This is a genomic window from Myxococcus sp. AM011 (assembly GCF_013372595.1).
Taxonomy (GTDB): Bacteria; Myxococcota; Myxococcia; order Myxococcales; family Myxococcaceae; genus Myxococcus; species Myxococcus eversor.
On sequence record NZ_JABXEM010000026.1, the window covers coordinates 30,597 to 46,356 of the forward strand.

The following is a 15,760-nucleotide window of genomic DNA, read 5'->3' on the forward strand; positions in this document are numbered from 1 at the left end:
CGCAGTCGCCTTCGTTTTGTTTCCTCGAATTGTGAGATGTGTGAGTCCATGACGACGCCACCGCCCGAGTCCCTCCCATTCCCGGAGAGCCTCTGCCACCGCTGTGCGGCGCCTCCGCGTTACGTCCAGACGCGGACCTCCGTCTTCATCATGTGCCCGCTGCTGCCAGGGAAGTACCCGCCGCAGCCGGTGCGGGCGTGCGCGCTCTTCCGTCCCGCGGAACCCCATCCCGACTGAGTGCGTCAGGGCGACGGAGGGAGCAGGCCCTCGATGTCGCGGGCAGGCGGGCGAAGAGGGCGATTGCGAGCGGTTCTGTCCGTCCCCAACTGTGGCGCGCAGCCCAGTCACTGGGAGGGGGCCTTGATGGTTGCCAGGAAGAGCACGCGCGCCTCGACGCGCACCCGCACGATGATGCCCCGGAAGAAGCGGACGGTATCCCGCACGAGCAGCACCAAGGCGCGCCGCGTCAGCACGACGAGTCGGCGCCGCGTGGGGACTCGTGCCACCACCGCGAGCAGCAGCCGGTATACGCGGCCCGCGCTGAGGGAGCGCCTCAAGAAGCGCCTCATGGCGGGGACCCGGGGCGGACGCGCGGGACAGTGGAGCGCTCGCAAGGCGCAGCTCCTGGCGACGGAGTACGCGAAGGCCGGAGGCGGCTATCGCGGCCGGAAGACGGGGACCCAGAAGTCGCTGACGGCGTGGACCCGTGAGGAGTGGGGGACTCGGACGGGCGCCACACGTGCGCGTCGGGGCGCCACCACCGCTCGCTACCTTCCGAAGAAGGCGTGGGACCAGCTCAGCTCGAGGCAGAAGCAGGCCACGGACCGCCGCAAGCGCGCGGCGTCACGCCGGGGGCAGCAGTACGTGGCGAACACTCCGGCCGCGCGTCGTGCTCGAAAGATGGCGTCGCGACGATGACGGCTTGGAGGTCCGCCGTGCGGTGATGCACGGCGGACTTCCGGGTCAACAGCAGCGCCCGCCGCGGGGAGGGGCCGAGGGTGTCAGGCCGCTTCGGGAGAAGAGGGCTGGAAGTTCGGTGCGACGACGCGGGCGAGCTGGGGCATCCGGCCGTGTTTGCACTCGACGAGGAAGGCGTGGAGTGACTCCGCGGACAGGCCGTGGAGCATGAGGCGGAAGCCCGCGCGCAGAGTCGTGAGGGGCACCATGGGGTGGCGGTTGTTCACCAGCGCGACCAGTCCTGGCGCCTGGAGGAGCGTGGCGACGTAGATGGCGATGGTCTCATCCAGTTGCAGGGAGTTGCTCGCGCGCCAGAAGTCCCGGTCGGTGAGGAACAGTTGGTAGACGGGGGTGAAGACTTCAATCGCGGACTGGAGGTCCAGGAAGTTCGTCCACCGGTCGGGCAGTTCCTCCAGGGGGAACTCGTCGGACACGCCGCTGAAGTCGAGCCTGGCGGGAGGGGTGAGCGTCTTGCCCTGGTCTCGCAGTGCGCGGTTCAGGCGGATGACGAAGTTGAAGAGGTTGAGGTCGTGGTTGAGGAAGATCTCCTCCTTGACGTGCTCCAGGTTCGTCGGGCGGATGGGGTTGGTGGGGACGTTCAGCTCCTTCGTGTTCCGGGCGACGAAGTCGAGGATCTCCGAGCCGACGTGGAAGTGGCGCAGGATGAGGAAGTTCGCCTCGGGGCTGACCCAGACGCGCAGGCCCCAGGCGAGGAGTCGGTGCAGCCACTTCGACGAGGTGAAGCGGTTGGGGATGAAGATCTTCATCACCTGGAAGAGGACGATGTAGATCCGCGCGAGGGGCCGGACGACGGGCAGCAGGAACTGGCGCGAGCGTGAGCGCTGGTCCACGAGCAGGGCGGCCTTGGTGCGCTCGTGCATGGGCAGGCTGCGGTCCAGGAACAGCGCCACCCAGGGGTCCGGGTCCCTCGGGTCATGCGGTTGATTGTTCAGCAGCTCGATGGGGTCCATGGCTCACTGGGGCAGCGGGACACGTGAGGCCCGCACAATAGAGTGCGTGTCATGAAAACCAAGAACCCCATGGCATCTTGGTGCCTCCTGGCGCTCTCCACGCTCGTGTTCCTGCTGGCTGCCTGCGCGGAGGGCCCGCTTCCCAAGACCACCAGCTTGGTCCAGAAATGGGTGGGCCCGCTGGTGAACGCTCCCGGAGGAGGACAGTTCCGCACCGTCATCTACTTTGGTCCCTGGCAGTGCAGCCAGCAACTGATGAACTATTGCCGGGGCAAGTGCGCAGGGGACGGGTATGCGCTCCAGGGCTGCATGTGGCTGGCGGACGTGAAGATGGATTTTCAGGGCACGCTGGTGCGAGCTGGAAGCCGGTTTGGGATGACGCACTGCTGTTGCAACTACGCGACACTCAACCCTGCCCAGACCGAGGCGGCGCGGAGCCGGTGGAACAACATCCGCACGGACTTTCGTGAGCAGTGGGCAGGTCGCTTCGGGGCCTGGCCCACCGATACCAACGGCCGGCTCTACGAAGGGCATCACGTCAGGGACCTCTGGCACGGAGGCAATCCCACGGACTGGGAGAACATCCTTCCGTTCCCCAAGGCCATCCACCAGGAACTGTTCGGGCTCTATAACCAGTGCTACGCGAACAACCCTCCGTGGTCCAGCGTGGGACCGGACTATCCCTATGGAAAGTAGCCCCATGTCGATGGCTGAAATGCTTGCGGAGGTGTCACGGCTTCACCACGCGCGACCTCCTGCGTCGCCAGCCCAAATCGAAGAGTTTGAGCGGAGCGCGGGGTGGCGCCTCGACCCGGATCTTCGTGCCTTCTATCTGCATTGCGATGGCGCCGACCTGTTCGACCTCAAGGACCCGGCGTTCACATTCTTCCCATTGGCACAGCTTCGTCGTGCCCGATGGGTCATGCGCAAGGATGACTCCGACAGGGCCGGACCTTCGACCTGGTACACCCTGGGCGAGGTCCGAGACAGCAACTTCATCTTGCTGGATGTGGGGGAACAGCCCGACGGCCGCTACACGATTCGTGACGGCTACAACGAGGCTTTCCCCGACCCGGCCTACTGCCGGAAGATCGCCGATTCCTTTGGCGAGTTCCTGGCGGGGGCGCTCCGGTCTGGAGAGCGGTGGTTCTGGCTCCGGGACAGCGAATAGTCCGCGCAGCGCCCCGTCCGCGCCTCAGACATTCCCCAGCTCCTCCAACTGGAGCAGGTACAGGCGCGCCGTCACCTTCGCCGTCTTCACGATTCGCGCGGCCAGCTCCGGCGTGAGGATGCCCGAGCCGAGCGCTCCGTCCAGCCGGTCCAGATGCGTGGCGTCGTTGTCACCGTGGTACAGGAAGAAGCGCACCTGCTCGTCCTCCAGTGACAGCTGCTCCCGGATGGCCAGACCCCAGCGCCGGGCCACGCGGCTTCCCAGTCCCTCGATGATGAACATCGCCCCCAGCAAATCGAACGGATTCTCCTGGCTGGCGCGATGGAACATCCACGCCGACAACGCCTCACTGCCAATGTTCTTCGGAGCGCGAGTGATGGCCTCGTGCGCGCCACCCACCGACACGTAGTGCCGCTCCAGCATCTCGTAGTCCCGGTGCTCGTCCCGCGCGTGGCGGATGAAGGACGAGCGCAACGCCAGGTGCTCGGCGGTGATGCTCGATGCCGCGCGGGCAATCCAGCGCGAGCCCTCCACCACCTGCTGACGCATGTTGATGAGCAGCTCCCGGTAGTCCTCCACGGTGAACACGCCGCGCGACAGCTTGTCGAGCACCGGCACCCGCTGGAGCTTCGCCTCGAAGTCCACCCACACCCGCGTCAGCTCACGCACCAGCTTCTCGCGGACCGGGTCTCCTCCCTCCTTCGGGCTCAACGGCAGCGGCCCCAGCTCCGCGGAGACCGCACTCGTGGGAGTCTGCGTGTTCGCGGCCGGAGTCGTGACACCCACGTCGGGGACGAGGGACCGCGCTGGCGCCACCACGGTGAGCATCGCATAGCAGGCGATGAAGCCGCCGCTCTCGGGGACCATGCAGAAGATGCGCTGCCCCGGGCGCACGCGGCCCTCGTTCACCAACTCCTCCAGCATCAAGAAGATGGACGCGCATCCCGTGTTGCCTCGCGTGGAGAGGTTGGTGAACCAGCGCTCCTCGGGGATGCGCACGCCACCCCGCTCCAGCAGCTTGACGATGGGCTGCTTGAAGAAGTGCGAGGAGTAGTGGATGCAGAACCAGTCCACTTCGTCCGGCTTGAGCCGGCCCTGGTCCATCAACGCGAAAAAGCCATCCACGCCCAGCGCGACCAACGACTCCAACCGGCGGATGTCCTGCTTGATGTTGAAGGCCCCCGAAGCAGCCGCCTCGCCGAACGTTGGCGAGTCAATCCACCCCGGCCCGAAGCCACCATCCGCTCCCCGGTTCGCGCCCACGTACATGCCCAGTTCATGCCGGTTCGCGTGAGAGCGGATGTCCATCCACTCCACCTTCAAGCTGGGCCGCGTCGGGTGTGGTCGGTCCTGCACCACGGCGGCGCCCGCTCCATCCGAGAGCATCCAGCGCAGGAACTCCGCCTCGAAGGGCACGGTGTCCTCACCCGTGACCTCCTCGTAGTGGCTGGCCTTCAGCAACCGACTCACCAGCTCGCTGGCACAGACGACGGCGCGCCGAGCCTCTCCACTGGAGACCTGGAGCGTGGCCGCCCGCAGCGCCTGCATCCCGCTGGAGCAGATGCCCTGGAGCGACGCCACCTCACACGCGGGCCCTCCCAGCGCGCGGTGCACCTGGCTGGCGAAGCCGGGCAACACCAGGTCCGCCTGCGTGGTCGCGGTGACGAGCAGGTCCATCTCCCCCAATGAAATGGGTGAGCGCGACAGCGCATCGTGGATGGCGTGGACCGCCAGGTCCCAGTTGCGGAACAGGCTGCGCTGCTCCCGGTCGATGGCGTAGTGGCGTTGGGTGATGCCGTTCTGCGACAGCACACGGGCCTTCGCCCGCGAGGGCTTCCCCCGGACCTTGCCGAGATAGTCCTCCATCTGCTCGTTGGTGATGGGCTCGCCCGGCAGGAACTTTCCCAGGCTCGTGATGAAGGCGTCGTGGGGCATGGCCGGACCATATGTCGTCGTCCCGCGCGAGTCCCCGTGAGCAGGTGGCGCCATCCGTCGCGCGTCATCAACTCCGAGGTGTCTGCCCCCAGGGGTCACCCGGACTCGCCCGGCCGCGCACCACTCCTTTCAACGACGCCAGATGCTCGCCGAGGGCGACGAGCGGCGGCCCAGGAACACCCGCCCCGAACGAACGGCCGGAGAAATCACGATTTATGACACCCCTGCCGGACAAGCAGGCGTCACGACGTGCGGGCGGGTTTCACGGCGCCCTGAGGGCCGGGGCGTTTCGCATAGAGTGCTCCCGCCGAGCACGGCGCCCCGGTCGCGACGACTTGGGGTGGTGGCGCATCGGAACGTCAGGACGGGAGACGCATGGACTGCGATTGGCTCATCATCGGCTCGGGCTTCGGCGGAAGCGTCAGCGCGCTGCGGTTGACCGAGAAGGGCTACCGCGTGGTGATGCTGGAGAAGGGCCGACGTCTGCTCGCCTCCGACTTCCCGAAGACGAACTGGAACCTGAAGCGCTGGCTGTGGATGCCGCAGGTGGGCTGGCGCGGCCTGTTCAAGATGACGTTCTTCCGCCACGTCACCGTACTGTCCGGCGTGGGGGTGGGCGGAGGCTCGCTCGTCTACGCGAACACGCTGCCCGAGCCGAAGGACGACTTCTTCCAGGCCACCTCGTGGGGACACCTCGCGAGCTGGAAGCAGGAGCTGTCCGGGCACTACCGGACCGCGCGAAGGATGCTCGGCGCCACGGCCAATCCGCTCACCACGCTGCCGGACCAGGTGCTCGCGGAGGTGGGCAAGGACCTCGGCCGTGAGGGCTTCGAGCCCTCCACCGTGGCCGTGTACTTCGGTGAGCCGGGCGTCACCGTGAAGGACCCGTACTTCGGCGGAGAGGGCCCGGAGCGCACCGGCTGCATCGCCTGCGGCGGCTGCATGCTCGGTTGTCGCCACGGCGCGAAGAACACGCTGGACCGCAACTATCTCCACCTCGCGGAGAAGCGCGGCCTCACGCTGCACGCCGACACCGAGGCCACGTGGGTGCGCCCGCTGCAGGACGGCGGCTACGAGGTGGAGGCACGCCAGGGCACGGGCCTGTTCTCCCGGAAGCCGCTGCGCTTCACCGCGCGCAACGTCGTCTTCGCCGGAGGCGTGCTGGGCACCGTGGACCTGCTGCTGCGCTTGAAGGAGCGGCCGGACGGCTTGCCCCTCCTGTCCGAGCGGCTGGGAGACGGCGTGCGCACCAACTCCGAGGCCCTGGTGGGCGTCGTGAGCGGGCGCAAGGACCATGACCTCTCCAAGGGCATCGCCATCGGCTCCATCCTGCACACCGACGAGCGCTCGCACCTGGAGCCGGTGCGCTACTCCGCGGGCTCCGGATTCTTCCGTCTGTTGATGGCGCCGCAGGTGCGCGGGTCGACGATGCTTACGCGCGTGGCGCGGCTCCTCGCCCTGCTCGCGCGGCATCCGGTGCGCTTCCTCAAGGCCTGGTTCGTCCCGGACTTCGCGCGGCGGACGATGATTCTCCTCTACATGCGCACGCTGGAAGGCCACCTGCGCATGCGCCGCCGCCGAGGGCTGCTGACCGGGCTGCGCAAGGGGCTCACCACCGGCCTGCAGTCGGGCCCCGCGCCCACCTCCAACATGCCGGAGGCGTTCGACCTGGCGAAGCGCGTGTCCGACAAGCTCGACGGCTACCCGATGACCATGGTGAGCGAGACGGTGCTGGGCATCCCCACCACCGCGCACATCCTCGGCGGTTGCTGCATGGGCGATTCGGCGCAGACGGGCGTCATCGACCATCGCCACCGCGTCTTCGGCTATGAGGGGCTGTTCGTCGTGGATGGCTCGGCCATCTCCGCCAACCCGGGCGTCAATCCCTCGCTCACCATCACCGCGCTCGCCGAGCGCGCGATGAGCTTCATCCCGGCCGCGCGCGCGAGCGACGACGGGGAGCAGCCAGCGCCGCCCGCCATGACGCGGACGGCGCTGCCACTGGAGCACTGAGGACGACTACAGGCGGACCTGGAGCTCGTACCGGCGGTTCTTCGCCTTCTTCGCCTCGGTGTTGTCCGGCGTCACCAGGGGGCGGTCGGCGCCGAGCCCCACGGCGATGATTTCTCCACGGGAGATGCCTCGGGCGACCAGCTCCTTGACGATGGCCTCCGCGCGCTGCTCGCTGAGTTGCTTGTTCTTCGCGGCGTCACCCGTCGAGTCGGTGTGGCCCGAGACTTCGAACTTGTAGGTCTTCACGCCCGCGCTGGTGAGCTGCTTCTTCGCGTCGATGAGGGCGCTGGCCAGCTTCTTGAGCTTCCCGTCGCAGCCGGGCGCCAGCTCCGCGGTGCCCGTCTTGAAGCTGCACTGGTTCTTCTTCGCCTCGTCTGTGAGCTTGGTGTTGACGCGCTTCTCGACGGTGGACTTGCCCGCGTCACCGGCGGCCTTCTTGATGGAATCGAGAGGGCTCTGCGCGGCGGCCACGCCCGGGACGGCCAGCAGCGACACGGCGATGCACAACGCCTTGAGCTTCATACGTGGACTCCTTGGGTTCCTGTGGTGAAGGGAACCGGGGCGCAGGCTGCCCAGGCAGTCCTCTCTCGTCCAGCACCACGTGGCCTCCCGGACGGCGGAGCCGCCGCTCGCCTGGTGGGGTGGGTGGAGGTGCCCCGGGCGGGAGCTCCCGGGAAAACTTGCCTCGGCCTGTGAGCAGAGCAGCATGGACACCCGGAGTCCATCCACGCAGCGACAGTGAGGCATCCGTGGGCAGCGGCAGTCGGACGGAGCGGTGGCGGCAGTTCCTCTCGAGGCACCGGGTGGGCTCGGACGCGAAGCCGGCGGAGGCGCTCGTGGAGAAGCCGCCCGTCGTCGATGAGCACCTGCTGCTGGATGAGCGCACGCCGTACGACGTGGACTACGACCGCATCGTCTTCTCCAGCGAGTTCCGTTGTCTGCACGACAAGACACAGGTCTTCCCCCTGTCGTCGAGCGACTACACGCGCACGCGGCTGACCCACAGCATCGAGGCATCCTGTGTGGGGCGCTCGCTGGGACAGCTCGCGGGCCGTGGCCTGAAGATGCAGGACGTGAAGGTGGAGCCCTCGCATCTGGGCACCATCGTCGCGGCGGCGTGCCTGGCACACGACATCGGCAACCCGCCCTTCGGCCATTCCGGCGAGGCGGCCATCCAGCACTGGGTGGAGAAGCATCTCGCCGCGCCGGGAAGCGCGCCGTCCCAGCGCCCGAGTCCCTTTGGCACTCCCGAGGAGTGGAGGGACTTGGAGAGCTTCGAGGGCAACGCGCAGGGCTTCCGCATCCTCAACCGGCTCCAGTCTCGCGAGCGGCGCGGTGGCCTGCGCTACACGGCCGCGACGTTGGGCGCGATGAGCAAGTACCCACGCCCGTCCGTGCTCCCCGGGGGCCGCGCGCCGGTGAAGGGGCGCGTGTCGGAGAAGAAGTTCGGTTACTTCCAGGACGACCGCGTGCTGGCGCTGGAGGCCTATCGCGCCGCGGGCCTGCGGGAGCGCGAGGAGGGCGTCTTCTCACGTCACCCGCTGGCCTTCCTCGTCGAGGCGGCGGACGACATCTGCTACGCGGTCATCGACCTGGAGGACTCCGCGAAGCTCGGGCTGATTCCGACGAAGGAGGCCTGCGAGCTGCTGGACCGTGTGCTGCCACCAGAGAATGCGGACACCCGACCGCCTCCGGCGCACCCGGAGACTCGAATGGCGCAGGCCCGGGCGCGAGCGATTGGCGTGCTCATCCAGGCGTGCGTGCGGGTGTTCCTGGCGCACGTGGAGGCGATGGAGGCGGGCGAGTGGGAGACCTCGCTGATCTCCGTGCGGGAAGAGATTCGCGTGCCGTTGAAGGACATCAAGGAGCTGACGCGGCGCCAGGGCTACGAGAGTGAGCGCGTGCTGCAAATCGAGAGCGCGGGCTTCAAGACCCTGGGCGGCCTCTTGGACATGTTCGCGGCGGCGGTGGTGACGGACACGCCCAACCGCGAGGAGAAGAAGCTGCGGCAGCTCCTTCCCCTGGAGCTGTTCCAGCGGCCGGACAAACCGCTCTCGCTCAACGAGGACATCGGCGGGGCGCTCGCGCGACTGTCCATGTACCAGCGGCTCCTGTGTGTCACGGACTACATCTCCGGGATGACGGATGGCTTCGCGGTGGAGCTGTATCAGCGGCTGTCCGGCATCAAGCTGCCGACCTAGCGGCGCCCTCGCCGTGCCTCAGGCGTGCAGGTCCTCCCCGGGCATGCCTTTGCGCGGCCCGCGCTCGCGTTGCTCCAGGTTGGAGAGCGAATTGTCGATGGCCAGGATGTTTCCGGAGGGGTCCTTGAACCACGCGGACTTGATGTCACCCATGGTGGCGACGCCATTGCGGGTCTGGATGCCCATCTCCGGAATGTCGTAGTCCTCCAGCTTCACGCCAGCGAGCCGCAGGCTGTCCGCCGTCGCCTCCACGTCCTCCACGGGGAACGAGCACGCGGTGGCCGTGGAGCCGGAGGGCGTCGAGCGCTCATAGAGCAGCAGGAAGGAGTCTCCGCTGACGCGGAACATGGCCGCGCCTTCCTCCTCCCCCAGCTCGGGCACCTCCTCGAGTCCCAGCACCTCGCTGTAGAACCGCCGGGCCGTCTTCAAGTCCGTCACCGCCAGGGTGGGTATCGCCTTCGTCCGTCCGAGTCCCATGGGCCTTGGCCTCCTTCTCCGACAGGTGGGCACCGGAGCCAGGGCTCGCAAGCGATGCCCCCGCCCGTGCCCTGGCCTTCCGAGGTGGCGAGGGAGGCATGTCCCTCGGATGCTCGGGGGCGACGTCGACGTAGGTCTCTCCACGGGGCTCCGTTAGACTCGGCGGCACCGTGACACCGATGGAAGAACAGACGCCGTCCTCCTCGTGGCGGCGATGGCTGACGTGGGTCGCGGTGTGGACCGCGCCGGGGACGCTGTCGGCGCTGGAGACGTACTTCTTCAGCCAGTCGAGCCCCAGGCCCCTGGAGCCCTGGCGTGCCTTCCTGTCGCAGCTGCCGGCCTGGTACGTCTGGGTGTTCGCCACGCCGCTCGTCTTCCACCTCGCCCGCCGCTGGCGCCTGGGGCGTCCCTTCCAGGTGCGAGCCTGGGCGGGCCACCTGCTGGCCTGTCTGGGAGTGGGGAGCCTCTTCGCGCTCGTATACACCGTCTGCCAGCGCGCCTTCGCCCCGGGAATGAGCGGGAGTGGAGTGGCCTTCGCGCCGATGCTGCTGCGCTTCTGGCTGGGCTGGCTGCCGATGGTGGCGATGACCTACGCGGCGGTGGTCGGCGTGGCGCAGTCGCTCGCTTCCCAGCAGAGGGCGCGAGAGAAGGAGCGCCAGGCCGCGGCGCTCGCCATCGAACTCTCGGAGGCTCGACTCCAGGCGCTCCAGGTCCAACTCCATCCTCACTTCCTGTTCAACACGCTCAACTCCATCGTCGTGTTGGTGCGAGAGCAGGAGACGGACACGGCCGCGCGGATGCTCGTGCTGCTCGGGGACATCCTTCGCGGGCTGCTCAGGCAGGGGGCGACGCAAGAGGTCTCATTGCGAGAAGAGGTCGCGGTGCTGTCGCGCTACCTGGAGATACAGCAGCTTCGCTTCCAGGACCGGTTGCGCGTCGACTGGGACGTGGACGAGGCGCTCCTGGACGCGCGGGTGCCGCACCTGGTGCTCCAGCCCTTGGTGGAGAACGCCATCCGGCACGGTGTCTCCGCTCGCTCGGCGGCGGGTGTGCTGCACATCCGCGCGCGTCGCCAGGGAGCGGCGCTGGCGTTGGAGGTGGAGGACGACGGGCCGGGGCTTCCGGCGGGCTTCGACCTGGAGCGCAGCCCGGGCATCGGACTGTCCAATACGCGAGCGCGTTTGTCGCAGCTCTACGGCGGCGCGGGGCGTGTCGTCGTCGCACCACCGAGGGAAGGCGTGGGCACGGTGGCCACCGTCACGCTGCCGTTCCACTCCGTCGCCACGGTGTCCGAGGTGGGGGCCGCGCGTGGCTGAGCTGAGTGTCCTGCTGGTGGACGATGAGCCGCTGGCACGGCGAGGGCTGCGGCAGGCGCTGAGCCGACACGCGGACGTGACGGTGTGTGGCGAGTGTCGCGATGGACGCGAGGCGGTGTCCGCCATCCACTCGCTGCGGCCCCGGCTGGTGCTGCTCGACGTGCAGATGCCGGAGTTGGATGGGTTCGGCGTCGTCCGGGAGGTGGGCGCGGCGATGATGCCGGCGGTCATCTTCATCACCGCGTACGACACCTTCGCCGTCCGGGCTTTCGACATGCACGCGGTGGACTACCTGGTGAAGCCCTTCGCGGAGGAGCGCTTCGACGAGGCGCTGAATCGGGCCCGGCAGCGACTGCGCCAGGGAGAGGCGGTGGAGCTGGGGCGGAAGCTCGCCGCCTTGCTGGCGGACGCGGCTCCCGCGCAGGGGACGGCGGCCACCGCTCCATTGGAGCCGGTGCGTCCGGACGAGTCCGTGGACCGGTTGCTGGTGAAGGTGGGCACGCGCTCGGTGCTCGTGCCGGTGGCGGACATCGACTGGATTGGGGCCGACGACTACTGCGTCACGTTGCACGTCGGAGAGCGGGAGCATGTGCTGCGAGAGAGCCTCGCGGCGTTGGAGTCCCGGCTGGATGCGGAGCGCTTCGTGCGCATCCACCGCTCGGCCATCGTCAACGTGGAGCGCATCCGCGAACTGCACCACGACTCGCCCACGGAGATGGTGGTGGTGCTGAGCACGGGACAGCGGCTGCGCGTGAGTCGGGGGCGCAAGGACGTGCTGGAGCGCAGGCTCGGCCGGGCTCGCTAGCCCTTCAGATGGAGCGCATCAGGGCGCTGGAGCGAAGGCCTTCTCCACGGCGGTAGCGAGGCGGGACCACTCGCTGGAACTCAAGTGCATGCCAAAGACGCGAGCCACCTCCAGCTTCTCGCGCGCCGCCACGCCCACGGTCTCGGAGACCTGCTGCACGTTGAAGAACGAGCCGTCCGGCAGCGGTTGCACCAGGTCGCTCGTGTACAGGAGGCGATGCTCGGGGAACCAGACGAAGAGCATGCGTTCTCCCGTCTCGGTGCGCGCCGGCACCAGCTCCAGACGATTCTTCCCCGAGCCCAGCGGGGTGCGTGTTCCCACGGGCCGAATCATCGCGGAGCGAGGCGACTTCGCGAGCGCATCCGGTGTGAGGGTGCGTGGCGCCTTCAGCAGCCGCTCCACCAGCGGGCGGTTGAGGTCCAGCACATGGAGGGGCACTCCGCGAGCGACGTACTCCCGCAGGCCACCGACGTGCGGCCACGCATCGCTGGTGGACACCACGGCCTTCACCTTCACGCCAGGGAAGCGCCGCTGGGCTTCGTCCAGCACCCGTGAGGAATAACCCGAGGACAACGGCGCCTCGATGATGACCAGACCATCCTCCTGCTGCACGAGCGCCACATCCCAGGCGCCGGGCAGGTGCACCACGCCGGGGACCAGCTCGACGGCGGGACGGTCGGGCCGACCCAGTGGCGCGGTCTCCGCCGTCGTCTTGCTCCGCATCGCGAAAGCCTTGCGCACGTCCTCGGTGATGGCGAAGTCCGACTCGGTCAGCGTGGGCTCCAGCTCCAGCCGCGTCACCGTGAAGGAGTGATAGGCGTTGCCATTGCGCTCCCATTCCCAGTGTCGCGGGTAGCGAAGGCCGCCGGACTCGAGAGACCACGACTGGAAGGACAGCCGGGTGCGCACGTCACCCCAGACGCTCCAGAAGAAGTCTCCGGGGTGCGCGTCCACGGTCTCCACCTGCGTGGGCAGTCCGGTGCGGGCATTGAGGAACAGCTTCGCCGTCGCGCGGCCGTGGTGGAACGTCACCACATGGTGGGGCACGTCCTGCAACACGGTGTCTGGAGCGGAGCGCAAATCCGCGGCCGCCAGCGCGGTGAAGAGGACCCGCTCGGGAGCGAAGTCGAGGCGCTCCTCCATGTCCTGGAGCTGCGCGGCGCCAGCGGGGTACAGCTTTCCACCTCGCTCCATGGCGACGACTCCGTCCGCCATCACCAGCGTCACGGCCTGCCACGTGTCGAGGCCGCCCGCTCCCCGGCCCTCCGTCTTCTGCCGAAGCCGGCGCTGGCGGAGGTCTCGCACCTCCTCGAGCTGCTCGTAGGAGACGAGCCAGGGTGGGGTGGGACGCTCGGATTGCTCCAGCAGGTTCCAGTGGCCGATGCCATGGATTCGCAGGCTGGAGAGGGACCGCAGCCGGGCTTCACCACCCATGGCCTCCAGGGCGGCCTGGACGCGGGGCCGGGCGGTGTCCTCGGCGGAGCGTGCGGTGGAGGCGAAGAGCAGGGTGACGAGCAGGAGCGACAGCGGAGGTCTTCTCATGCTCGCCAGGATGTCGCCGCGCGCATCGCCCTTTCCGGGGCGTGCAGGCAATGGCATGGAACGCGCGGCGAGTGGTGGGCCTGGAGCGGCGAACGGCGGAGGGAGCTCAGTCTCCGGAGACGGCGAGCTGCCAGTCACCCGTCTTGCTGATGCCCACGCGCAGGCCGACATAGGCGTCGTCGAAGGCCTCCTGCATGCCCTTCAATTCCTTGTCGGAATAGATGCCGGCCAGGGCCTTGCGGTCCTCCGGAGTCTTGAGCCCCGTGACGTGAAGCCAGGGCCAGTAATAGATGTCCCCCTGCTTCGCATAGGGCAGCTCCAGCACCTGGACGATGCGCGCGAGGACGGGCTCGCCCTGGGCCTCCTGTTCCTTCCAGTAGGCCACCGCGTCGTCCCCGTCACCGAATGAGAAGCGCACGCTCTTGCCCTTCTCGTCGACCAGCTTCGCCAGCTCCGCGTAGTCGCAGGCCCTGGCGGCGGCCATGATGCGCTCGCGCATGCTCTGCACGGCCTTGGGCGGCGGCGGGGGGCCTCCCGTGGCCGCGGGGGGGACTGGCAGGCCCATCGCAGAGCACTTCGCGGTGCTCGCGTCCGAGTTCCCGGTGCCGTCCGCCATCGCGCCGGAGTCCGGGGGCCCCACCGCTTCGACAACGGCTTGAGCGGGGGCGGGAGGCGCGACGGCGGGCGCCTGTGCTTCCGCGCGAGGCGCGGGAGGGGTCGCATCCGCGTCGGGGGACTGCTTGGAGGAGCGTTCCGCGCAGGCGACGAGCGAGGCGGCACAGAGGGACAGGAGGAGCGTGAACCGGTTCATGTCCCGCCTATGTAGACCAGGGGTGGCGGACGAGGTGACGGTTTCAGCGCGCCGCGTCGTTCAGGTGCCACCTTCTGGTGACTCGATGACGACGGCGAAGGGGTCGAAGGGCTTGTCGCTCTTCTTCTTCGTGGACGTGTTGGGCATGCCGTACTCGCCGGTGGGGTGCTCCGGGCGCACGGAGGTGTACGGGTCTATCTTCACGGGGACGCCGAACACCTTCGGATTCTTCTTCGGCTCCGACGGTCCGCCGAAGCTCGAACGGTTGTCATCGCTCATTCCCTGGAGTCTACCGCGTCGGCTGGCTGGTTGCCGCCAGGGCGGCCCTTCACGGATTGCTTGGGTCTCTCCGTGGACAGGGAGATACTCCGGGCCCATGTGCGGCCGTGTCACCGTTCGGACTTCTCCAGACCAGCTCGTGGTGGAGCTGGGGCTCGCGGGCATTCGCGCGGCGGTGGACCGCCCGCGCTTCAACCTGGCGCCCACGCAGCTGATGCCCGTGGTGCCGAACGACGGCGCGCGGATGTTGGATGCGTTCCGTTGGGGGCTCATCCCCTCGTGGGCGAAGGACGCGAGCATCGGCAACAAGCTCATCAACGCGCGAGGCGAGACGGTGGCGGAGAAGCCCAGCTTCCGCAGCGCGCTCAAGCGTCGACGTTGTCTGGTGGTGGTGGACGGCTGGTACGAGTGGAAGCAATCCACGAAGCCGAAGACGCCCTTCCTCTTCCACCGCGAGGACGGCAAGCCCCTGGCGCTCGCGGGGCTGTGGGAGGAGTGGACGGCACCGGACACGGGTGAGGTGCTGCGCACGTGCACCATCATCACCACGGGGCCCAATGCGCTGATGGCGCCCATCCATGACCGGATGCCCGTCATCCTGTCGCCACAAGCGCAGGAGGTCTGGCTGCGTCCGGAGCCCCAGGAGGCGGCGGTGTTGTTGCCGCTGCTGGTGCCCGCCGTCGACGGCGGGATGGAGGCCTACGAAGTCTCGCGCGTGGTCAACATCCCCACGAACGACGTGCCCGCCTGCGTGGAGCGCGTGGCCGCGTAGCGCGCACGGTGGCGCCTACGCCTTGCGTCGCACGCGTGCGTCCAGGCTCCAGGGCCCTCCGCCGATGAGGGCCACCGCCACCATCACCGTGAGATAGAGCAGCGCCAGCTCCATGCGGCCAAACGGGTCCGCGCGGTGGCGGAACAGCGCCACCAGCATCGTGAAGCCCGCGAACAACGCGGCCGGCCGCGTGAACAGGCCCACCGCCACGAGTACCCCGCCCACCAGCTCCGCCAACGACGCGCACCATGCGAAGAAGAGCGGAAAGGGAAACCCCAGCTCCGCCACGCCCGCGGCGAACCTGGACATGTCCCCGGTGACCTTCCCCCACCCGTGTCCCAGCCCCAGTACAATTCCAAACACAACCCGAATCAGCGTCCAGCCCAACGCCATTCTTCCCACCATGCCGTAGTCCTCCGATGCGTTGCCGCATCCTCGCATGACGAAGTCGTGGCTCGAACCGAAGGATTCCCAGCGAAGCGTTCCTTCCCTGTCCTGCTGCGAATCGCA

General features: G+C 68.3%; 18 protein-coding genes. 9 read left to right on the forward strand and 9 right to left on the reverse strand.

What is annotated here, in order from left to right; genetic code table 11:
* The first annotated feature begins 48 nt into the window (after positions 1-48).
* The gene (locus HUW62_RS07710) at positions 49-237 is read left to right on the forward strand and encodes a hypothetical protein (RefSeq protein ID WP_163861780.1); all 189 of its coding nucleotides are present in this window, start codon (positions 49-51) and stop codon (positions 235-237) included.
* A 107-nt stretch (positions 238-344) separates the two neighbouring features.
* Here the strand turns inward: HUW62_RS07710 and HUW62_RS48555 are convergent, their stop codons facing one another.
* Positions 345-557 (reverse strand): hypothetical protein, encoded by a 213-nt coding sequence (locus tag HUW62_RS48555; protein ID WP_240356086.1) that lies wholly within the window; start codon positions 555-557, stop codon positions 345-347.
* 10 nt (positions 558-567) lie between these two features.
* Between HUW62_RS48555 and HUW62_RS48560 the strand changes: the two genes are divergently transcribed.
* Entirely contained in the window at positions 568-918 is a 351-nt protein-coding gene (locus tag HUW62_RS48560) for a hypothetical protein (RefSeq protein ID WP_240356087.1), read from the forward strand.
* Positions 919-1,001: 83 nt separating this feature from the next.
* On the opposite strand, the gene HUW62_RS07720 is transcribed toward HUW62_RS48560, so the two are convergent.
* The gene (locus tag HUW62_RS07720; RefSeq protein WP_163861789.1) at positions 1,002-1,928 is read right to left on the reverse strand and encodes a hypothetical protein; all 927 of its coding nucleotides are present in this window, start codon (positions 1,926-1,928) and stop codon (positions 1,002-1,004) included.
* A gap of 51 nt (positions 1,929-1,979) precedes the next feature.
* On the opposite strand from HUW62_RS07720, the gene HUW62_RS07725 reads away from it, so the two are divergent.
* Both HUW62_RS07725 and HUW62_RS07730 read left to right on the forward strand, forming a co-directional pair.
* Entirely contained in the window at positions 1,980-2,624 is a 645-nt protein-coding gene (locus HUW62_RS07725) for a hypothetical protein (protein ID WP_255203302.1), read from the forward strand.
* A gap of 4 nt (positions 2,625-2,628) precedes the next feature.
* Positions 2,629-3,099 carry an SMI1/KNR4 family protein gene (locus HUW62_RS07730; protein WP_163861792.1) on the forward strand — a complete coding sequence of 157 codons (471 nt, stop codon included), beginning with the start codon at positions 2,629-2,631 and terminating at the stop codon, positions 3,097-3,099.
* Positions 3,100-3,123: 24 nt separating this feature from the next.
* Here HUW62_RS07730 and HUW62_RS07735 read toward each other — a convergent pair whose 3' ends face one another.
* Positions 3,124-5,034 carry a 3-oxoacyl-[acyl-carrier-protein] synthase III C-terminal domain-containing protein gene (locus HUW62_RS07735; RefSeq protein WP_176434032.1) on the reverse strand — a complete coding sequence of 637 codons (1,911 nt, stop codon included), beginning with the start codon at positions 5,032-5,034 and terminating at the stop codon, positions 3,124-3,126.
* Positions 5,035-5,409: 375 nt separating this feature from the next.
* On the opposite strand from HUW62_RS07735, the gene HUW62_RS07740 reads away from it, so the two are divergent.
* Positions 5,410-7,047 carry a GMC family oxidoreductase gene (locus HUW62_RS07740; protein WP_176434033.1) on the forward strand — a complete coding sequence of 546 codons (1,638 nt, stop codon included), beginning with the start codon at positions 5,410-5,412 and terminating at the stop codon, positions 7,045-7,047.
* A gap of 6 nt (positions 7,048-7,053) precedes the next feature.
* Here the strand turns inward: HUW62_RS07740 and HUW62_RS07745 are convergent, their stop codons facing one another.
* Entirely contained in the window at positions 7,054-7,569 is a 516-nt protein-coding gene (locus HUW62_RS07745; RefSeq protein WP_176434034.1) for an OmpA family protein, read from the reverse strand.
* 227 nt (positions 7,570-7,796) lie between these two features.
* On the opposite strand from HUW62_RS07745, the gene dgt reads away from it, so the two are divergent.
* Entirely contained in the window at positions 7,797-9,248 is a 1,452-nt protein-coding gene (gene dgt, locus HUW62_RS07750) for a dGTP triphosphohydrolase (protein ID WP_368670362.1), read from the forward strand.
* An 18-nt stretch (positions 9,249-9,266) separates the two neighbouring features.
* Here dgt and HUW62_RS07755 read toward each other — a convergent pair whose 3' ends face one another.
* Complete coding sequence (locus HUW62_RS07755) at positions 9,267-9,725, reverse strand: VOC family protein (RefSeq protein ID WP_176434035.1); 459 nt, start codon at positions 9,723-9,725, stop codon at positions 9,267-9,269.
* 179 nt (positions 9,726-9,904) lie between these two features.
* On the opposite strand from HUW62_RS07755, the gene HUW62_RS07760 reads away from it, so the two are divergent.
* Both HUW62_RS07760 and HUW62_RS07765 read left to right on the forward strand, forming a co-directional pair.
* A complete protein-coding gene (locus tag HUW62_RS07760) occupies positions 9,905-11,041 on the forward strand; it encodes a sensor histidine kinase (protein ID WP_176434036.1) in 1,137 nt (378 codons plus the stop codon).
* Positions 11,034-11,846, forward strand: a complete 813-nt coding sequence (locus tag HUW62_RS07765) for a response regulator transcription factor (protein ID WP_176434037.1) — start codon at positions 11,034-11,036, stop codon at positions 11,844-11,846. The genes HUW62_RS07760 and HUW62_RS07765 overlap by 8 nt, the downstream gene beginning before the upstream one ends.
* Positions 11,847-11,864: 18 nt before the next feature.
* On the opposite strand, the gene HUW62_RS07770 is transcribed toward HUW62_RS07765, so the two are convergent.
* From HUW62_RS07770 to HUW62_RS07780, 3 genes are all read right to left on the reverse strand, one after another.
* Positions 11,865-13,388 carry a hypothetical protein gene (locus HUW62_RS07770; protein WP_176434038.1) on the reverse strand — a complete coding sequence of 508 codons (1,524 nt, stop codon included), beginning with the start codon at positions 13,386-13,388 and terminating at the stop codon, positions 11,865-11,867.
* Positions 13,389-13,494: 106 nt separating this feature from the next.
* On the reverse strand, positions 13,495-14,199 hold the full coding sequence (locus HUW62_RS48565) for a hypothetical protein (protein WP_255203303.1): 705 nt from the start codon (positions 14,197-14,199) through the stop codon (positions 13,495-13,497).
* Positions 14,200-14,259: 60 nt separating this feature from the next.
* The gene (locus tag HUW62_RS07780; protein WP_163861815.1) at positions 14,260-14,478 is read right to left on the reverse strand and encodes a hypothetical protein; all 219 of its coding nucleotides are present in this window, start codon (positions 14,476-14,478) and stop codon (positions 14,260-14,262) included.
* A gap of 97 nt (positions 14,479-14,575) precedes the next feature.
* Here HUW62_RS07780 and HUW62_RS07785 point away from each other — a divergent pair, with 97 nt between their 5' ends.
* Positions 14,576-15,250 carry an SOS response-associated peptidase gene (locus tag HUW62_RS07785; protein ID WP_176434039.1) on the forward strand — a complete coding sequence of 225 codons (675 nt, stop codon included), beginning with the start codon at positions 14,576-14,578 and terminating at the stop codon, positions 15,248-15,250.
* A gap of 15 nt (positions 15,251-15,265) precedes the next feature.
* On the opposite strand, the gene HUW62_RS07790 is transcribed toward HUW62_RS07785, so the two are convergent.
* On the reverse strand, positions 15,266-15,691 hold the full coding sequence (locus tag HUW62_RS07790) for a DoxX family protein (RefSeq protein ID WP_368670363.1): 426 nt from the start codon (positions 15,689-15,691) through the stop codon (positions 15,266-15,268).
* Positions 15,692-15,760 lie beyond the last annotated feature (69 nt).